12 protein-coding genes are annotated in these 17336 nt (G+C 71.6%); 11 read left to right on the top strand and 1 reads right to left on the bottom strand.

Translation table 11 applies throughout. The features are described from left to right. Positions 1–94: 94 nt before the first annotated feature. The 8 genes from IF88_RS0129415 (at position 95) to IF88_RS0129380 (ending at position 12130) form a co-directional block, all read left to right on the top strand. On the top strand, positions 95–901 hold the full coding sequence (locus tag IF88_RS0129415) for an HlyD family efflux transporter periplasmic adaptor subunit (protein ID WP_030719091.1): 807 nt from the start codon (positions 95–97) through the stop codon (positions 899–901). Next, the gene (locus IF88_RS0129410) at positions 898–3171 is read left to right on the top strand and encodes an NHLP family bacteriocin export ABC transporter peptidase/permease/ATPase subunit (RefSeq protein ID WP_030719089.1); all 2274 of its coding nucleotides are present in this window, start codon (positions 898–900) and stop codon (positions 3169–3171) included. The genes IF88_RS0129415 and IF88_RS0129410 overlap by 4 nt, the downstream gene beginning before the upstream one ends. A gap of 1 nt (position 3172) precedes the next feature. Further along, positions 3173–6100 carry an NHLP bacteriocin export ABC transporter permease/ATPase subunit gene (locus tag IF88_RS0129405; protein ID WP_037807432.1) on the top strand — a complete coding sequence of 976 codons (2928 nt, stop codon included), beginning with the start codon at positions 3173–3175 and terminating at the stop codon, positions 6098–6100. 143 nt (positions 6101–6243) lie between these two features. Then, positions 6244–7017 (top strand): maleylpyruvate isomerase family mycothiol-dependent enzyme, encoded by a 774-nt coding sequence (locus IF88_RS0129400; protein ID WP_030719084.1) that lies wholly within the window; start codon positions 6244–6246, stop codon positions 7015–7017. 45 nt (positions 7018–7062) lie between these two features. Next, complete coding sequence (locus IF88_RS0129395; RefSeq protein ID WP_158754635.1) at positions 7063–7401, top strand: hypothetical protein; 339 nt, start codon at positions 7063–7065, stop codon at positions 7399–7401. Positions 7402–7459: 58 nt separating this feature from the next. Then, positions 7460–8800 (top strand): diacylglycerol/lipid kinase family protein, encoded by a 1341-nt coding sequence (locus IF88_RS0129390; protein WP_037807430.1) that lies wholly within the window; start codon positions 7460–7462, stop codon positions 8798–8800. 150 nt (positions 8801–8950) lie between these two features. Further along, the gene (locus IF88_RS0129385) at positions 8951–10507 is read left to right on the top strand and encodes an alpha/beta fold hydrolase (RefSeq protein WP_030719075.1); all 1557 of its coding nucleotides are present in this window, start codon (positions 8951–8953) and stop codon (positions 10505–10507) included. A gap of 12 nt (positions 10508–10519) precedes the next feature. After that, a complete protein-coding gene (locus tag IF88_RS0129380; protein WP_030719073.1) occupies positions 10520–12130 on the top strand; it encodes an alpha/beta fold hydrolase in 1611 nt (536 codons plus the stop codon). Between the two features lie 25 nt (positions 12131–12155). Here IF88_RS0129380 and IF88_RS0129375 read toward each other — a convergent pair whose 3' ends face one another. Next, positions 12156–13094: a glycoside hydrolase family 16 protein gene (locus IF88_RS0129375; RefSeq protein WP_051837756.1), complete on the bottom strand. Its 939-nt coding sequence runs from the start codon at positions 13092–13094 to the stop codon at positions 12156–12158. Between the two features lie 289 nt (positions 13095–13383). Here IF88_RS0129375 and IF88_RS46790 point away from each other — a divergent pair, with 289 nt between their 5' ends. The 3 genes from IF88_RS46790 (at position 13384) to IF88_RS0129360 (ending at position 17334) form a co-directional block, all read left to right on the top strand. Further along, positions 13384–13896, top strand: a complete 513-nt coding sequence (locus tag IF88_RS46790; RefSeq protein WP_158754634.1) for a hypothetical protein — start codon at positions 13384–13386, stop codon at positions 13894–13896. 106 nt (positions 13897–14002) lie between these two features. Then, positions 14003–16078, top strand: a complete 2076-nt coding sequence (locus tag IF88_RS0129365) for a bifunctional polysaccharide deacetylase/glycosyltransferase family 2 protein (protein ID WP_078893222.1) — start codon at positions 14003–14005, stop codon at positions 16076–16078. Between the two features lie 2 nt (positions 16079–16080). Further along, entirely contained in the window at positions 16081–17334 is a 1254-nt protein-coding gene (locus IF88_RS0129360) for an acyltransferase family protein (protein ID WP_078893215.1), read from the top strand. The last annotated feature ends 2 nt before the right edge of the window (positions 17335–17336 follow it).

The raw sequence follows: 17336 nt of genomic DNA, 5'->3' as shown, positions 1-17336 counted from the left end.
ATATCCCCATGAACCCCGGAGCGCCTCCCGCGGCTCCGGGGTTCATGGCTGCCCGCGTACCCGAACGATGCGAATGCAGTGGAAGGAATGGTTCGTGCAGTTTCGCCAAAAGGCTCTTTCCAAGCTGCAATCGCCCGAAGAACTGGATTTGCCCGTCCGTTTCGCGCGCCCGCAGGGACGGCTCGTCCTGGCCGTCACGGTCGTCGTCATGGCCGCCGCCGGCTTCTGGGCCTTCACGGGCACCGTCTCCTCCAAGCTGAGCGCACCCGGCATCCTCACCCAGGCCGAGGGCAGTTACGTGCTGCAGACCCCGGTCGCGGGACAGGTGACCGGAGTCCTCGCCGAGGAGGGCCAGCTGCTGGACGCCGGCGCGCCCCTGCTCAACGTCCGTACGGAGCAGGGGGACCGCCCCGTGCGCGTGGTGACCGGCGGCCGGCTGGCGGCGCTGGCGGCCAAGGTCGGCTCGGTCGTCGCCACGGGTGCGGACGTGGCGACCGTGGAACGCGTGAAGAGTCCGGAGGACCCGTTGGTGGCCGTTCTGTACGTGCCGGCCGACAACGGCTCGGCGATCCCCGTGGGCGCCGCGGTCGACCTGAGCGTCCAGTCCGTGCCGCGGCAGCAGTTCGGCACGCTGCGCGGCCGCGTCCAGGAGGTGGGCCGTACACCCCAGACCCAGGCGCAGATCGGCGGCTTCCTCGGCGACAGCGCGCTCGCCGAACAGTTCGCCGGCCACGGCAACCCGGTCGCCGTGCTCGTACGGCTCGAACGCTCGCCCTCCGCCAAGTCCGGCTACCGGTGGTCCTCCCCGGGCGGGCCCCCGTACGCCCTCGACTCGCGGACGCCGCTCACCGGGGCCGTCCACCTCGCCGCCCGCCGCCCCGTCGACTGGCTGCTGCCATGAGCGCGCCGCAGACCGGAGCACCGCCGCAGCTCCCGCCGCCCGGGCGCCGGCGCCACCGCCCCGAGCCCAAGGGCGGCAGCCGCCGCAGGACCGCCCCCGCGACCCCCAGGGGCAGGACGCCCCGCCCCGTACGCACCCCCACCGTGCTGCAGATGGAGGCGGTGGAGTGCGGCGCCGCCGCCTTGGCCATGGTGCTCGGCCACTACGGCCGCTTCGTCCCCCTCGAAGAACTGCGCATCGCCTGCGGCGTCTCCCGCGACGGCTCCCGCGCCAGCAACCTCCTCAAGGCCGCCCGCGGTTACGGGCTGACGGCCAAGGGCATGCAGATGGACCTGGCCGCGCTCGCCGAGGTGAGCGCCCCGGCCGTCCTCTTCTGGGAGTTCAACCACTACGTCGTCTACGACGGCACGGGCCGCCGGCTCGGCCGCCGGGGCGTGTACGTCAACGACCCCGGCAAGGGCCGCCGGTTCGTCCCCATGGACGAGTTCGACACCAGCTTCACCGGTGTCGTCCTCACCTTCGAGCCCGGCGAGGGATTCCGGCGCGGCGGCCGCAAGCCGGGCGTCCTGGGCGCCATGCCGGCCCGCCTGCGGGGCACTTCGGGCACCATGGCCGCCGCCGTGCTCTCCAGTCTGCTCCTGGTCGCCGTCGGGGCGTCGGTGCCGGCGCTGAGCCGCACGTACATCGACATGTTCCTCATCGGGGAGCAGACCTCCCTGCTGGGGGTGCTGTTCGCCTCGATGGCCGTCGCCCTCGTCCTCACCGCGACGCTCACCGCGCTGCAACAGGCCAATCTGCTGCGCGGGCGCATCATCTCCTCCACCCTCGGCAGCGCCCGCTTCTTCCGGCACCTGCTCAGACTTCCCGTCACCTTCTACTCCCAGCGCAACCCGGCCGACCTGGTCCAGCGCCTGCAGTCCAACGACGCGGTCGCCGAGACCCTCGCCCGGGACCTGGCCGCCGCGGGCGTGGACGCCGTGGTGGTCGTGCTCTACGCGGTGCTGCTGTGGACGTACGATCCGCAGCTCACCCTCGTCGGCGTGGCCGTGGCGCTGCTCAACGTCGTGGCGATGCGCGTCGTGATCCGGCTGAGGGCCACCGGCACCCAGAAGCTGCGCGCCGAGAGCGCCCGGCTGACCAACACCTCCTACAGCGGTCTCCAGCTCATCGAGACAATGAAGGCGACGGGCGCCGAGAACGGCTTCTTCCGCCGCTGGGCCGGACAGCACGCCGTCACCCTCGACGTGCAGCAGCGGCTCGGCGTGCCCAGCGCGTGGCTGGCGATCGTCGCGCCCACGCTGGCGGCGTTCAACAGCGCGCTGATCCTGATGATCGGCGGCCTGCGGGCGGTCGAGGGACACCTCACCGTGGGCCTGCTCGTCGCCTTCCAGGCCCTGGTGACCAGCTTCACCGCGCCGATCTCCCGGCTGGGCGCAGTCGCCGGCCGGATCCAGGACTTCGCGGCCGACGTCGCCCGGCTCAAGGACGTGGAGAACTTTCCCGTCGCGCCGGTCCACGCGCGGCGCGAGCCCGCCGGCGGCACCCGGCGTCTCAAGGGCCATGTGGAACTGGACCACGTCACCTTCGGCTACAGCCCGCTGGACGCCCCGCTGCTCAAGGACTTCTCGCTCTCGGTCGGCCCCGGTCAGCAGGTCGCGCTCGTCGGCGGCTCCGGCAGCGGCAAGTCCACCGTCTCCCGGCTGATCTCCGGCCTCTACACCCCCTGGGAGGGGGCCGTCCGCATCGACGGGATGCGGCTGGCGGACATCCCGCGCGGCGCGCTGGCCGCTTCCGTCTCCTTCGTCGACCAGGACGTCTTCCTGTTCGAGGGCACCGTCCGCGACAACGTCACCCTGTGGGATCCCACCATCGAGGACGAGGCCGTCATCGCCGCCCTCCAGGACGCCGCCGTGCACGACGTGGTCGCCCGCCGCCCGGGCGGCATCCACAGCCGCGTCGAACAGGACGGCCGCAACTTCTCCGGCGGCCAGCGCCAACGGCTGGAGATCGCACGGGCGCTGGTGCGCCGCCCCAGCGTCATGGTCCTCGACGAGGTGACCAGCGCCCTGGACGCGGTGACCGAGCAGGTCATCATCGACAACCTGCGCCGTCGTGGCTGTGCCTGCGTGGTCATCGCGCACCGGCTGAGCACCGTGCGCGACAGCGACGAGATCCTCGTACTCGACCGGGGCACGGTCGTGGAACGCGGCCGGCACGAGCGGCTGCTCGCCGCCCGGGGCCCGTACGCCGCATTGGTCAAGGAGCACTGAGGTGACGTACGCACACCACGGCACCGTCGGCTTCGCGGGCGCCGGGCAGGGGGGCGGGACCCCTGACCCGGTGGTCGCGGCCCTGGGCGGACTGGGCTCGCCGGTCGACTGTACGGGCCTGCGCAGCCTGGCCCTGGAGGGCCCGCTCGTCCTGTGGCTCGTCGTACAGGGCGAGCTGGACCTGTTCGCCGTCGACGCGGCGCAGGCCGGCCCCTGGCACTTCCTGGGCCGGCTGGAGCCGGGCACGCTGCTGCTGGGCCCGGCCGACGGCCCCGACCACACCCTGGTCGGCCGCCCCCTGGAGGGGTGTTGGCTGCGCCGCATCGAACTGCGGGAGCTGTACCGCCCGGAGCACGGCGACCCGTTCCACGCGGACCGGTTCCCCGGTGACCAGTTCCAGGCCGGCCGGTTCGACGGCGGGACGTGGTACGCCGACCACGTGCCGTACGGGGCCGCCGACGGAGGCCGGCTGAGCCCGCTCGAGGACGCCTTCGCGCGCGGCATCGGCCGCGGCCTGCGCGTGCTCTACCAGGCCCCGCTCGACGGCAGCGCCACCACCGGGCACGGCGGGGCCGACGACGACATCCTGTGGATGCAGATCACCCCGGGCAGCGTCCAGTACGGGGCCGTGTACGAGGCGGAGGCGGTGGGCACCCTCCTCGTCGACGCGGCGATGTGGCAGGGCATGGTCGACCAGCAGCACCGGCTGCTGTACGCCCTCGACGGCTGGATCGAGCAGCTCGAGCGCACGCACGAGGACCGCACGGCCGCGGGCATCGAGGCGGGCCGGGCCGCGCGCACCCAGGCGGACCGCACGCTGCTGGCGTCCATCGTCCGCTCCGGCCGGCACCCCCACCGGAGCGGGAGCGCCGACGCGACCTTCGCCGTGTGCCGCACCGTCGCCGCCGCGGCCCGCATCACCCTGTCCGAGCCGAGCGGGGCCGGCGCCGCGGCCGGGCAGCTCGATCCCGTCGAACGCATCGCGCTCGCCTCGCGGATCCGCACCCGTGTGGTCAGGCTCAGCGGGCGCTGGTGGCGGGAGAACAGCGGTCCGCTGGTGGGCCGGCGGGAGAAGGACGGCACGCCCGTCGCCCTCCTGTGGCGGCGCGGTCGCTACGAGGCGGTCGACCCCGCCACCGGAACGCGCGAGCGCGTCTCGAAGACCAACGAGGCCGCCTTCGAACCGCACGGCGTCATGCTCTACCGCCCCCTGCCCGACGGGCCGGTGGGCCTGGTGGCCCTGCTCCGCTTCAGCGTGCGCGGCACCTTCCCCGAGCTGCGCAGCCTCCTCCTGGGCGGGCTGGTCGCGGTGGTCCTCGGCGCCCTGGTGCCGATCGCCACCGGACAGGTCCTCGGCCGGTACGTCCCGCAGGCCGAGAACGGCCTCATCGTGCAGACCGGGCTGGCACTGATCGCGACCGGCATCGTCTCGGCCGTGTTCATGCTGCTGCAGAACACCTCCCTGCTGCGCATGGAGGGCCGTATCGAGGCCACCTTGCAGCCGGCCGTGTGGGACCGGCTGCTGCGGCTGCCGGCGACGTTCTTCGCCGGGCGCTCCACCGGCGAACTGGCCGGCGCGGCGATGGGCATCAGCGCGATGCGCCGCGTCCTGTCCGGCATCGGCCCGGTCTGCGTCCAGGCGGGCGCGGTCGGCGCGATGAACCTCGTGCTGCTGCTCGTCTACAGCGTGCCGCTGGCGATGGCCGCGCTCGCCATGCTGGTCGTCATCGCGGGGGTCTTCCTCGGCCTGGGACTGTGGCAGCTGCGCTACGAACGCCGGCTGATCAAGCTCGGCCACCGGCTGAACAACCAGGCCTTCCAGACCCTGCGCGGCCTGCCCAAGCTGCGGGTCGCCGCGGCCGAGAGCTTCGCGTACGCCGCCTGGGCACGGGAGTTCGCCCGTACCCGCGACCTGCACCAGCGCACCGGCCGGATCCAGAACGTCATCACGGTCCTGGGCGCCGTCTACCTGCCGCTGTGCACGCTGGTGATGTTCGTGCTGCTCGCCGGACCGGCCCGTGGCGCCATGTCCGCCGGCGAGTTCCTGACCTTCAGCACCGCGCTGACGATGCTGCTGTCGTCGGTCACGCAGCTGACCGGTGCGCTGATTTCGGCGGCCGCCGTGCTGCCGATGTTCGAGCAGATCCAGCCGGTCCTGCGGGAGATCCCTGAGGTGGGCGGCTCCAGCACGCCGCCGGGGGAGCTGACCGGCGCCATCGAGGCCAGGAACCTGTCGTACCGCTATGCCGACGACGGCCCGCTCGTGCTCGACGGCGTCGACTTCCGCATCCGCCCGGGGGAGTTCGTCGCGATCGTCGGCGCCAGTGGCTGCGGCAAGTCGACACTGCTGCGGCTGCTCATCGGCTTCGACAAGCCTCTCTCCGGCAGCGTGCTCTACGACGGGCAGGACCTGGCCGCGCTCGACCAGGCGGCCGTGCGCCGCCAGTGCGGTGTCGTCCTGCAGAACGCCCAGCCCTTCACCGGCTCGATCCTCGACTGCATCTGCGGCGCCGGGACGTTCTCGCCGGAGGAGGCGTGGGAGGCTGCCGCGATGGCGGGCCTGGCGGAGGACATCAAGGCCATGCCGATGGGCATGCACACCATGCTGTCCGACGGCGGAGGCACCGTCTCGGGCGGCCAGCGGCAACGGCTGATGATCGCCCAGGCGCTCATCCGCAAGCCGCGCATCCTGTTCTTCGACGAGGCCACCAGCGCGCTGGACAACGAAGCCCAGCGCGTGGTCATCGAATCCACCAGGGCCCTGCACGCCACCCGCGTCGTGATCGCCCACCGGCTCAGCACGATCATGGACGCCGACCGCGTGATCGCCATGAAGGACGGCCGCGTCGTCCAGCAGGGCCCACCGGGCGAACTGCTCGCCGACCCGGCCGGCCTCTTCCACGACCTGGTCCGCCGCCAACTGCGCTGACGGGCGGGGGTGCGGCCCGGGGTGCGGAAAGTTGACATCCTCAAGGGTTGAGAATTACCGTCGCCTGTTACTTGAAGAGATAAACCATCCACCCCCTTAAGCATTGCCGCGTGGGGCAGCACCAGCAGAGGAAGGGCACGGACATGAACCCCGCCCAGCACGGAGCGGCCGTCGCAGCCGAGACCGCCGCATTCGTCGCCGCGGTCAAGGCGGCCGACCTCTCCACCCCGGTGCCCACCTGCCCCGGCTGGACCCTCGAAGACCTCACACGGCACGTCGGCAGCGTGCACCGCTGGTTCACCGAGCTGCTGCGCCGGCGCATCCAGCAGCCGCCGACCAGCCGCGAGGTGGACCTGCGGCTGCCGGAGCGGCCCGACGGCCTGCCCGACTGGCTGGCCGCGAGCGCGGCGGAGGCCGCCGGGGTGTTCGCCGCCACCGACCTGGACACGCCCATGTGGGCCTGGGGAGTGGACCAGCACGCCCGGTTCTGGGTCCGGCGCATGCTCTTCGAGACCCTCGTCCACCGGGTCGACGCCCAACTCGCGCTCGGGCTCCCGCCGCAGGTCGACCACGCGCTGGCCGTCGACGGCATCGACGAGTTCCTGACCAACCTGCCGTTCGCGTCCTCCTTCGCGCCGCTGACCGCCCAACTGCGCGCCGCCGACCGGACCATCCGCTTCAGCTGCACGGAGGGCGACGGCGACGGTGAAGGCGACTGGCTGGTCGGCCTGCGCCCCGACGGCTTCGCCCTGGTGTCCGACGACGCCGGGCCCCGCGCGGCGGACGCCACGGTCCGGGGAACCGCCGCCGACCTCCTGCTCCTCCTCTACGGCCGCCTCGACCGCCGGGACGACGCCTTCCGGCTGCACGGCGACCAGGACCTGCTCACCCAGTGGTTCGCCCACTCCGCCTTCTAGCGCCCCGCGGCGCTCGCACCTGAGCCGGCGGATCTGCCTGTCGCGGTGCTGAGCCCCCCCGTCGTCAGGATGCTGCCGGTGGTCCTCTCGCTCGCCGGCAGCGGACTGCGCCCCGGCACGGTGGCGTACATCGGCTGGTTCGGGCCACGCGGTCTCGCGTCCGTGGTGCTGGCGCTGCTCGTGCTGGAGGAACACGTTCCGGGGGTGGGCCTGCTGGGGCGGGTGGTCGCGATCACCGTCGGCCTCAGCGTCCTCCTGCACGACGTCTCCGACGTACCCCTCGCCGAGCGGTACGGCCGCTGGTACGAGAAAGCCGCAGCCGCCTCACCGGGTCGGCGCCGGGGCGCCCCGGGCGGAGGTGCTGCGCAGGGTGACCGCCCGTAGCCTGAAGAGGACGTCGAATGTCCTGTCCGGCAGCCGTCGAGCGGTGGGAGGTTGCCCCATGAGCAGGCGCTGGGCCGCGCGACTGGCCCTGGCGGCGGGCACGGCGGCCATCGCGGTGCTGGTGGTCTTCGCCGGGCTCGGCAGCCTCGTGCTCATGGGCGTGGGGTGGGCGGGGCTGGTGCTCACGGCGGCCGGCGGGTGGTGGCTGCTCACCCACACCGGCTGGATCCGGGCGCTGGCCGCACTGCTGGCGGTCGCCGCGCCGCTCGGAGTCCTGATCCTGTACACGGCTGCCGGGCTTCTCTGGGTCGTGCTGGTCTCGCTCGCCCTGTGGGCGCTGGCCGTGTCCGCGGGCAGGGCCGCGCTGGTCGACGACACCCGGCCCGGCATGCCGGAACGCTCCGCGGGCCGGGCCCAACGGCCGTTCCTGATCATGAACCCGCGCTCGGGCGGCGGGAAGGTCGAGAAGTTCCACCTGGCACAGCGCGCCCGGGCCCTGGGCGCCGAGGTCGTCGTACTGGATCCGGCCCGGCGGCAGGACGTGGCCGAGCTGGCGCGCAAGGCCGTACGGGACGGCGCCGACCTGCTCGGCGTCGCGGGCGGCGACGGCACGCAAGCCCTGGTCGCCGGTGTGGCCGTGGAGCACGGCCTGCCCTTCGTGGTGGTCAGCGCGGGCACCCGCAACCACTTCGCCATGGATCTGGGCCTGGACCGGCAGGACCCCTCCACGTGCCTGGAGGCACTGACCGACGGCGTCGAACTCCGCATCGACGTGGGCTATCTCCACGCGGGAGATCCCGCGGACCGGAGCGCCCGGCGCGTCTTCCTCAACAACGCCTCGTTCGGCGTGTACGCGGAAGTCGTGCAGAGCCCCGCCTACCGCGACGACAAGGCCCGCACCATCCTGGAGATGCTGCCGGACCTGCTGACCCACCACAGCGGTGCACGGCTGACCGTCCGTGCCGGTGCGCTGACCAAGGACGGCCCCCAAGCCGTGCTCGTGAGCAACAACCCTTACGAGCGGGGCGACTCGGCCGGACTGGGACGCCGAGGGCGGCTCGACTCCGGCGAGCTGGGGGTGCTGTGCGTCGGCGTCGCCAACGCCGCCGAAGCCACGGAACTCCTGTTGCGCGGCGGGCAGGGCCGCGGGCTGACCGAGGCCACCGCCCGAGAGGTCGTCGTCGACGCCGACGCTCCCGTCATCCCGGTCGGCGTCGACGGCGAGGCCCTGACGCTGGCCACCCCGGTGCGCTGCCGCCTCGAACCCGGCGCCCTGCGCGTGCGCGTGCCACGCCACCGGTCCGGCGTCCCGCGCGCCGCGCCCCCGATGGACTGGCGCCGCGTACGACGTCTGGCGCTGACGATGGGGCGGACCGCGGCAGGAATCGAGGCCGCCTGACCAACGGCCGGCCGGCGACCACGGGGTACTGATCGCCCCGAGTGCGTGCGTACGGTCCACCGAGTAGCGTCGAGAGGGAGCGTTCCGTCCATACCGCTGCGGCCCGGCCCGGTGGGGCCGCCGCCGATGTCGGCAGAGGAACGGGATCACATGCAGAAGCACAGCATCCACGCGGCGACCGCCGCGGCGGCTCTGGTCTGCCTGGCGGCGTTCGGCCCCGCACCGAGCGGCGCCGCGTCATCGCTCGCCCAGTCCGCCGGCGGGTCCGGTACCGCGGCCCCGTCCCGGTTCGTGCCCGGTCCCTGTCCGAAGCCGCCCGAACCGATCGAAGCGCTCGCGAACGCCCGGTGCGGCTTCCTGGAGGTCCCCGAGAACCGCTCCCGCCCCGGCGGCCGGACCATCAGGCTGGCCGTGGCCGTCATTCCGGCCGTCAACCCGGCGAAGCCGGCACAGGACCCCGTGGTGTTCCTGGCGGGCGGCCCGGGCGCCGACACGTTCGACGACATCCCCTTCCTCGTCGACTCCGGCCTGAACAAGGACCGCGAGCTGATCGTCATGGCCCAGCGCGGCAACCTCTACGACCAGCCGAACCTCGCCTGCCCGGAGGTCGACCGGTTCAACGCGCAGGCCGTGGGCCTGGGCTATGACGCGGAGCAGGCGCGGCAGCTCATGCTGAAGGCGGTGACGGACTGCCGGGCCCGCCTGACGGCCGACGGCGTCGATCTGAGCGCCTACAACAGCACCGAGAACGCCGCGGACTTCGCCGAGCTGCGCAAGGCGCTGGGCATCCCCCGGTGGAACGTCTACGGGTACTCCTACGGCAGCAACCTGGCCCTCACGTACCTGCGCCTGCACCCCGAGGGAATCCGCGCGTTGGCGATCGACTCGATCACCCCTCCCCAGGTCGTGACCCTGCCGTGGACATGGACCAGCACCGCCGAGGGGGTCCACAACATCTTCGAGGCGTGCGCGGCGCAGCCCGCCTGCAAGGACCGCTACCCGGACCTCCCCGGCATGCTGACGGAGCAGGTGCGCAAGCTGGAGGCCCACCCCCTGACGCTGAACGTCACGCCGCCGAGCGGCGGAAAGCCGGTCAAGGTCGTCCTCGACGGGGGCGCGCTGCTGAACCTGATCGTCGCCTTCACCCCCCGGCCCAAGGACATCCCGGCGGCGCTCGACGAACTCGGCCGCGGAAACCCGGAGCGCTTCGCGCAGGCCCGCGCGGCCGGTTCGGTCCAGAAGGTCGGCGAGTTCGCACACGGTCTGACGAACTCGATAGCGTGCGGCGAGTGGGCTCCGGGGTACACGGAATCCGACGTGCTGGAGTCGGGGCAGAAGGCCTTCCCGGGGTGGCCGGACACGGTCCTGGCCCAGGTGCCGCAGCTGCCCTTCCAGTACCCGGTGTGCGGGATCTGGAACGTTCCGGACCGCGCGGAGGTCCAGCGGGTGGCCACGGTCAGCTCGGTGCCGGCACTCGTCGTCTCCGGCACGTTCGACGTGAAGACCGGGGCGAGTTGGGCGAAGGACGTGGCCCACAACCTGTCCCGTTCGACCGCCATTCAGGTTCCCGGAATCGGCCACTGGGTGGTCCCGCAGTCCCCTTGCGCGCAGCGCGTGCTGGCCTCGTTCTTCGCTCGTCCGACCGCGCCCGACACGGCGTGCGTGGACGACCTCGAGCCCGCACCGTTCACGATCATCCCGAAGTGACCGGGAGGCCTGATGACACGCCGGCAACCGTCCCGTCGCCGCCGCACCGTACGACGACTCCCAGCCACGTCGGCCGCCATGGCGACAGGTGTCCTCGTGACCGGCCTGCTAGCGGCGCCTGCCGGGGCGCAGTCACGCACCGACGCCACCACCGGCCCCGGAGCGCCGATCGGTACGGTCGCGCGGACGGTGGGCGACGCCCGCTTCGAACCGGGTCCCTGCCCGAAGACGCCGGAGCCGATCGAGGAGCTGGACGGGGCCCGCTGCGGCACCCTCACCGTGCCCGAGAACCGCGCCGAGGCGACGGGCAAGATGATCAGGCTCGGCGTCGCGATCGTGCCCGCCGCGTCCGACACCCCGAAACCCGACCCCATCGTGTGGCTCGCGGGCGGACCCGGCGACGACGCCGTGGGAGAGGCGAGGATGGCGATCGACGGCGGCCTGAACCGCGACCGTGACGTGATCTTCATGTCCCAGCGCGGTACGTACTCGGCCGACCCGAACGCCCTCTGCCCCAACATCGACGAGTTCAACGCACGCGCGGTCGGCCTCGTCCACGACGCACCCTCCACCGAACGCCTGCACGTCGAGGCCACGAAGGCCTGCCGCGACCAACTGGCGGCCCGCGGCGTCGACCTCGCCGCCTACAACGACATCGAGAGCGCCGCCGACTACGAAGACCTGCGCAGCGCGCTGGGCATCGGGCAGTGGAACCTGTACGGGATCTCCTACGGCACACACCTGGCGCTGGTCTACATGCGCCTGCACCCCGAGGGGCTGCGCTCGGTGGGCCTCGACGGCATACTGCCGCCGTCCAGGTCCGGGTCGGCCGCGACCTGGAGCAGCGCCCGGCAGGGCTTCGACGGCCTTTTCAAGGCCTGCGCGGAGCAGCCGGCATGCAACAAGCGGTATCCGAACCTGTCGGCCACCTTCGAGCGGCTCGTCCGCGCACTCGAAGCCGAGCCGGTCACCACCACCGTCACGCTCCCCGGCAGCGACAAGCCGGTGAAGGTCGTCCTGGACGGCGGGGCCCTGGTGAACTGGATGACCTCCGCCACCCACGTGGCGCCCCAGGTTCCCGCCGCCCTCGACGAGCTGGCGCACGGCAAACCGCAGCGGATCGCCCGGCAGTGGGCGGGCGGCAAGCTCAGCCCGCAGGCCATGGGAAGGGTCGCGCACGGGCTGGTCTACGGCGTCTTCTGCAGCGAGTGGACACCGTACGAGAGCCGGGCCGCAGCGCTCAAGGGCGGACAGGAAGCCTTCCCGTCGTTCCCCCGCTCGGTACAGGCCCAGGCTCCGCAGCTCACCTTCCTCCACCCGGACTGCGCCGCCTGGGACGTTCCCGCGGCGCCGCCCTCGATCCGGGACGCCACGCGCGGCGACATCCCGACGCTCGCCCTGTCGGGCGGGTTCGACTCCCAGACCGGGGCGGACAACGGGCCGTACGTCGCCCGCACGCTGCCCAACGCCAAGGTGGTCACCATCCCGTACGAGCCGCACGTGGTGTTCGCCACCTCGAAGTGCGCCCAGGAGATCGCCGTTTCGTTCTTCGACGACCCGGCCGCGCCGAAGACGGCGTGCCTGAACAGCCTGGAGGCACCCGAGTTCGAGATCGGGCCCTGAGCCCACGTGCGGGCCCGAGCCCGGCTCAGGACTTGGGCACGGTGTTGATGTAGTCGGTGCCGGCACCGTAGAAGCCGTCCACCGTCTTTTGGACATCCGCCTGGGAAACGGCCTCGTCGGCTTTGTAATAGAACCAGTTGACCTTCATGTCCCACGTGCGCGTACCACCGGCGAAGGGAAGGTCGATGAGCCAATTGCTGAAATGGACGTCCATTTTCTCGCGCGGGACGTACTTGCCGGAGCTGGTGAACAGCTCCTTGCCGTCCATGGAGTAAGTGACCTTTCCGTCAACGGCGGTGATCATCATGAGGTGCCAGCCCTCGAGGTGCTGCTTGAGCGTGTGGCTGACCCGGTCCGGCGGATCGGCCTTGTACCAGCTGACGTTGTCGAGTCGCGGACCCACCGAACCCCAGCCGCCGTTCGGCAGGTACTCGCAGTCGAGTTCGCTGTAGTTCGCCGAGGAGTCCGAGGCGGAAATCGGGAAGAAGGTCTGGACGACGTGGTCGCCGCCCTGACCGCTCGTGGGTTTGTCGCTGAAGTGGACCCGGGCGGCGAAGGTCCCCGTGAAGAGGGTGCTGCCGGTGCTCTGCACCTCGACCTGCTTGGTGCCCTGCTTGGTGCCGTCGGTGGAGGACCGCAGCTGCAGGACCCTGCCCCCCTGGGCGGTCGTGTCGGAGGGGAAGCCGGCACCCGCGGCGGACCAGCTGTCCTTGATCCCCGGGCCGCCCTCCCCGGTGCGGACCTCCCAGCCGTGCGCGGCGAGCGAGGGGTCGTCGGCCCCGCTGTAGTGGAAGTTGTCGAACAGGGTTCCCGGCGGTCCGGACGGCGTCGGCGACGCGCTGGGGCCGGGCGCGGCGGCATCGTCACCGGGGCCGCCGGAGCACGCGGCGAGTGCGCACAGGAGAGCAGGCAGCGTGAGCGCAGTCCACGCGCGGCGACGAGAGGTGCGGCGGGGCTGGCTCACACGGGCTCCTTGGGGCGTTGAGGCGGTACCTGGACACGCCCTTTTTTGCATGAGGATCAAATGACTGATCACACGAGGTGGGCATCCTAGCGAAACGAAGTGCGCGGGCGCGGCGCCCGGGATCTCGCCTACTGGCCGGTACGTCCAATTGATATTGCGATCCGATTACAACACCTGAGCAGATCACGCTAAATGCATACATCGAGACAATTTCGATTCAGGTCGGTGCACTAGCGTTCGCCCTGCCATCCCCCGGTCTACGTACCCTGCTCTGAAAGGCCCCCGCAAGGTGCGCCCAGTCATCACCTCCATCGACCGCGGATCGGCGTACCAGGCAGACCCCGACACGCCTGAGCCACATTTCGGGGAGCCTGCTCCCGCACCGGTGTTCGTCTCCCAGTCGGGTCTGCGCGGCCGTCTGCTGCGCGGCTTCGGCTGGCCGGTCTCCGTGGTCGGCGCGATCCTGGCGGTCGCCATGGGCAGCAGCCTGATCGGTGGGCAGGCGGACGCCCCGGCGATGGGCATACCCGCGCAGCCCGCGGGGTCGCCCGCCCCGCCGCCCTCACCCGTGCCGTCGCTGTCGCCGGCCCGGCCGTCCGGGCCGTCCTCGTCTTCCCCACCTCGGACGGCCACACGGTCTGCCGCACCGCAGGCGAAGACCTCGGCCGGCACATCGAAGCCGACGGCCGACGCGTCGAAACCGGCAGCCGCCGCATCCAAGCCGGCGACCACCACATCGAAGCCCACGACCACCGCGCCGCGCGGGGCAACGCCTTCGGGCCGGCCGGCCAAGCGCAGCTGATCTTCCGCACCACCCATCTTCAGGAGCGTCATTGTCCCGCCACCAGCGCCGCCGGCAGTCCCTGCGCAGGCCGCGCCGACTGGCCGCGCCGCCGCTGCGCTTCTTCATGCCGCTCTCCCTGCTGGCCTGCCTGCTCGCGCTCCTCGTCCTGCGCGGCCTCGCCACCAACGAGGCGTTCCACGACTCCCGGGTCGCGAGCTCGGTCGACAAGACGACCGTGCCCGACGACCTGCTCAAGGGCGGACCGGTCATCGACGCACGCGGCGCCAAGAACGAGCACCCCGTGAGCTACCGCATCCCGGACCGCACCGTGGTGCTGAGCTTCGACGACGGTCCATCGCCGGAGTGGACTCCGAAGATCCTGGAGCTGCTCGAGGCCCGTAACATCCGTGCGTCCTTCTTCGTGACCGGCGGGATGACCGCGCGCCATCCCGAGCTGATCCGGCAGATCGTCGCGGACGGCCACGAACTCGGCGTGCACACCTTCACCCACCCCGACCTGGTGTACCAGTCCCACGCACGGATCAGCTGGGAGCTGGCGCAGACGCAGCTGGCGCTGGCCGGCGTCGCGGGTGTCCACAGCTCGCTGTTCCGTCCGCCGTACTCCTCCAACGCCGCGGCGCTGGACGACTGGACCTATCCGGTGATCAAGTACGTGGGTGCGCGCGGCTACCTCACCGCGTTCATCGACCGCGACACCGACGACTGGAAGCGTCCCGGCGTCGAGGAGATCGTCAAGGCGGCGATGCCGTCCGAGCCCGGTGCGGGCGAGATGATCCTCCTGCACGACGCGGGTGGCGACCGCAGCCAGACCCTCACCGCGCTCGTCCAGATCATCGACAAGCTGCAGGCCCAGGGCTACCGCTTCACCACCATCTCCGAGGCACTCGGCGCCTCCAGCGCCACCACGCCGGTGCACGGTTTCCAGCTGTGGGCGGGCAAGGGATACATCTGGGCCACCCAGTTCGCCGTGCTCACCCTGCCGGTGCTGATCGGGCTGCTGGCCGTCGTCGGCTTCCTCAACTTCGGCCGGTTCGCGCTGATGCTCGTCCTCGCACCGATGCACGCCCGCCGCTCCAAGCGGCGGGACGCCTGGGGCACGCCCGTCACCGAGCCGGTCACCGTACTGGTCCCGGCCTACAACGAGCGCGAGTGCATCGCCAACACCCTCAACTCCCTCGCCGCGAGTGACCATCCGATCGAGGTGATCGTCATCGACGACGGCTCCTCGGACGACACCGCGGAGATCGTCGAGGAGATGGACCTGCCGTTCGTCCGGCTGATCCGCCAGGTCAACGGCGGCAAGCCCAGCGCGCTCAACACCGGCATCGCGGCCGCCTCGTACGACATCATCGTGATGATGGACGGCGACACCGTCTTCGAACCGTCCACCGTGCGCGAACTGGTCCAGCCCTTCGGCGACCCGTCCATCGGCGCGGTCGCGGGCAACGCCAAGGTCGGCAACCGCGACAGCCTCATCGGCGCCTGGCAGCACATCGAGTACGTCCTCGGCCACAACCTGGACCGCCGGATGTACGACATGCTGGGCGTCATCCCGACCATCCCCGGCGCGGTCGGCGCCTTCCGCAAGGACGCCCTGCAGCAGGTCGGCGGGATGAGCGACGACACCCTCGCCGAGGACACCGACATCACCATCGCGGTGCTCTGCGAGGGCTGGCGGGTCGTCTACGCCGAGCACGCCCGCGCCTGGACCGAGGCTCCCGCCAGCCTCCAGCAGCTCTGGTCCCAGCGGTACCGCTGGAGCTACGGCAGCATGCAGGCGATGTGGAAGCACCGCGGCGCGGTGACCTCCCGCGGCCCGGCCGGGCGCTTCGGCCGGCTCGGGCTGCCGCTCGTCGTGCTGTTCGGTGTGGTCGCCCCGCTGCTGGCGCCGCTGGTCGACATGTTCTTCCTGTACGGCGTGCTGTTCGCGGACGCCCCGATCACCCTCACCAGCTGGGGTGGTTTCATCCTGCTCCAGGCTGCTCTGTCCTGGTACGCCTTCCGCCTCGACCGCGAGAAGCCCTGGCATCTGATCAGCCTGCCGATCCAGCAACTGGTCTACCGGCAGCTGATGTACATCGTCCTGTTGCAGTCCGCGATCACGGCGCTGACGGGTGGCCGACTGCGCTGGCAGAAGCTCCGGCGCACCGGCGAGGTCGCTGTCCCGGTGGAGGCCTGACCATGAGCGCATCCATCGAGCTCGGGCGCACGCAGGACACCATCCAGCTGCGCATCCCCGCCGTTCTGCGACAGGAACCGGAGCCGGAGCCGGAGGCGCCGCCCGAGCGCAAGGGCGGCCGGGACCGCTATCTCGACCTGCTGCGCGCGCTGGCACTGGGCCGTGTGGTGCTTTACCACAATTTCGGCTGGTTCTGGCTGCCCCTCGTCTTCCCGTCGATGGGCGTGATGTTCGCGCTGGCCGGCTCGCTGATGGCGCGCTCGCTCAGCCGACCCGCGCTCGGCGTGATCCGCGGCCGACTGCGCCGGTTGCTGCCGCCGATGTGGCTGTTCGGCGCCATCATGATCGCCCTGCAGATCCTCGACGGCTGGGGCCCGGACTCCGAGGGCCACCCCACCTGGTGGTGGGCCAAGCTCGCGTTCTGGATCCTGCCGCTGAGCACTCCGCCGTACGCGGACGAGCTGGCCGGCTTCCAGCATCACGTGGAACACACCTGGGCCGCGCAGCTCATCGTCCCGCTCTGGTACCTCCGGGCCTACCTGTGGTACGTCCTGCTCTCACCGCTGATGCTCCGGGCGCTGCGACGATTCCCGGTGGTGACGCTGTCGGCGCCGCTGGCGCTGGTGATCGTCATGAACGCGTTCTTCGCCGAGCAGGAGTTCATCTACAGCCGGGTCTGGGAGACCGCCAACGACTTCGCCACCTTCGGCGCCTGCTGGATCCTCGGCATGGCCCACCAGGAAGGGCTGCTCAAGAAGATCCCGCAGTACGTACTGCCGTCCATCGCGCCACTGATCATGGTGGCCGGCCTCTGGTACCTGCAGACGCGGCCGTCCGATCCGGCCGAATCGACCGACATCGAGTCCTGGCCGATCGCCCAGGCCCTGTGGTCCCTCGGCTTCGTCGCCATCCTGCTCCACGTCAGCCCGTCCTGGGAGCAGTGGCCCAGACGGTTGGAACGCTGGAACGGCCTGGTCAGCCTGCTCAACGCACGCGCCGTCAGCGTCTACCTGTGGCACGAGGTCGCGCTGGTGCTCGCCGTCCCGCTGATCGACCCCCTGTGGAGCGTCCACTTCATCGCCACGAACTTCCGGTGGCTGCTGGCCAGCCCGTCGTTCACGCTGCTGGTGGCGATCCCGCTGATCGGCCTGCTGGTGCTGACCTTCGGCTGGATCGAGGACGTGGCCGCCAAGCGCTCGCCACGGCTGTTCCCGTACCCGCGCCGCCGACGGGGCAGGCGCCGGGCCGCCGACTGACG

The organism is Streptomyces sp. NRRL F-2580 (assembly GCF_000720115.1).
Classification (GTDB): Bacteria; Actinomycetota; Actinomycetes; order Streptomycetales; family Streptomycetaceae; genus Streptomyces.
The sequence above is the reverse complement of the archived record's forward strand: the minus strand, read 5'-3'. Positions and strand labels throughout refer to the sequence as shown.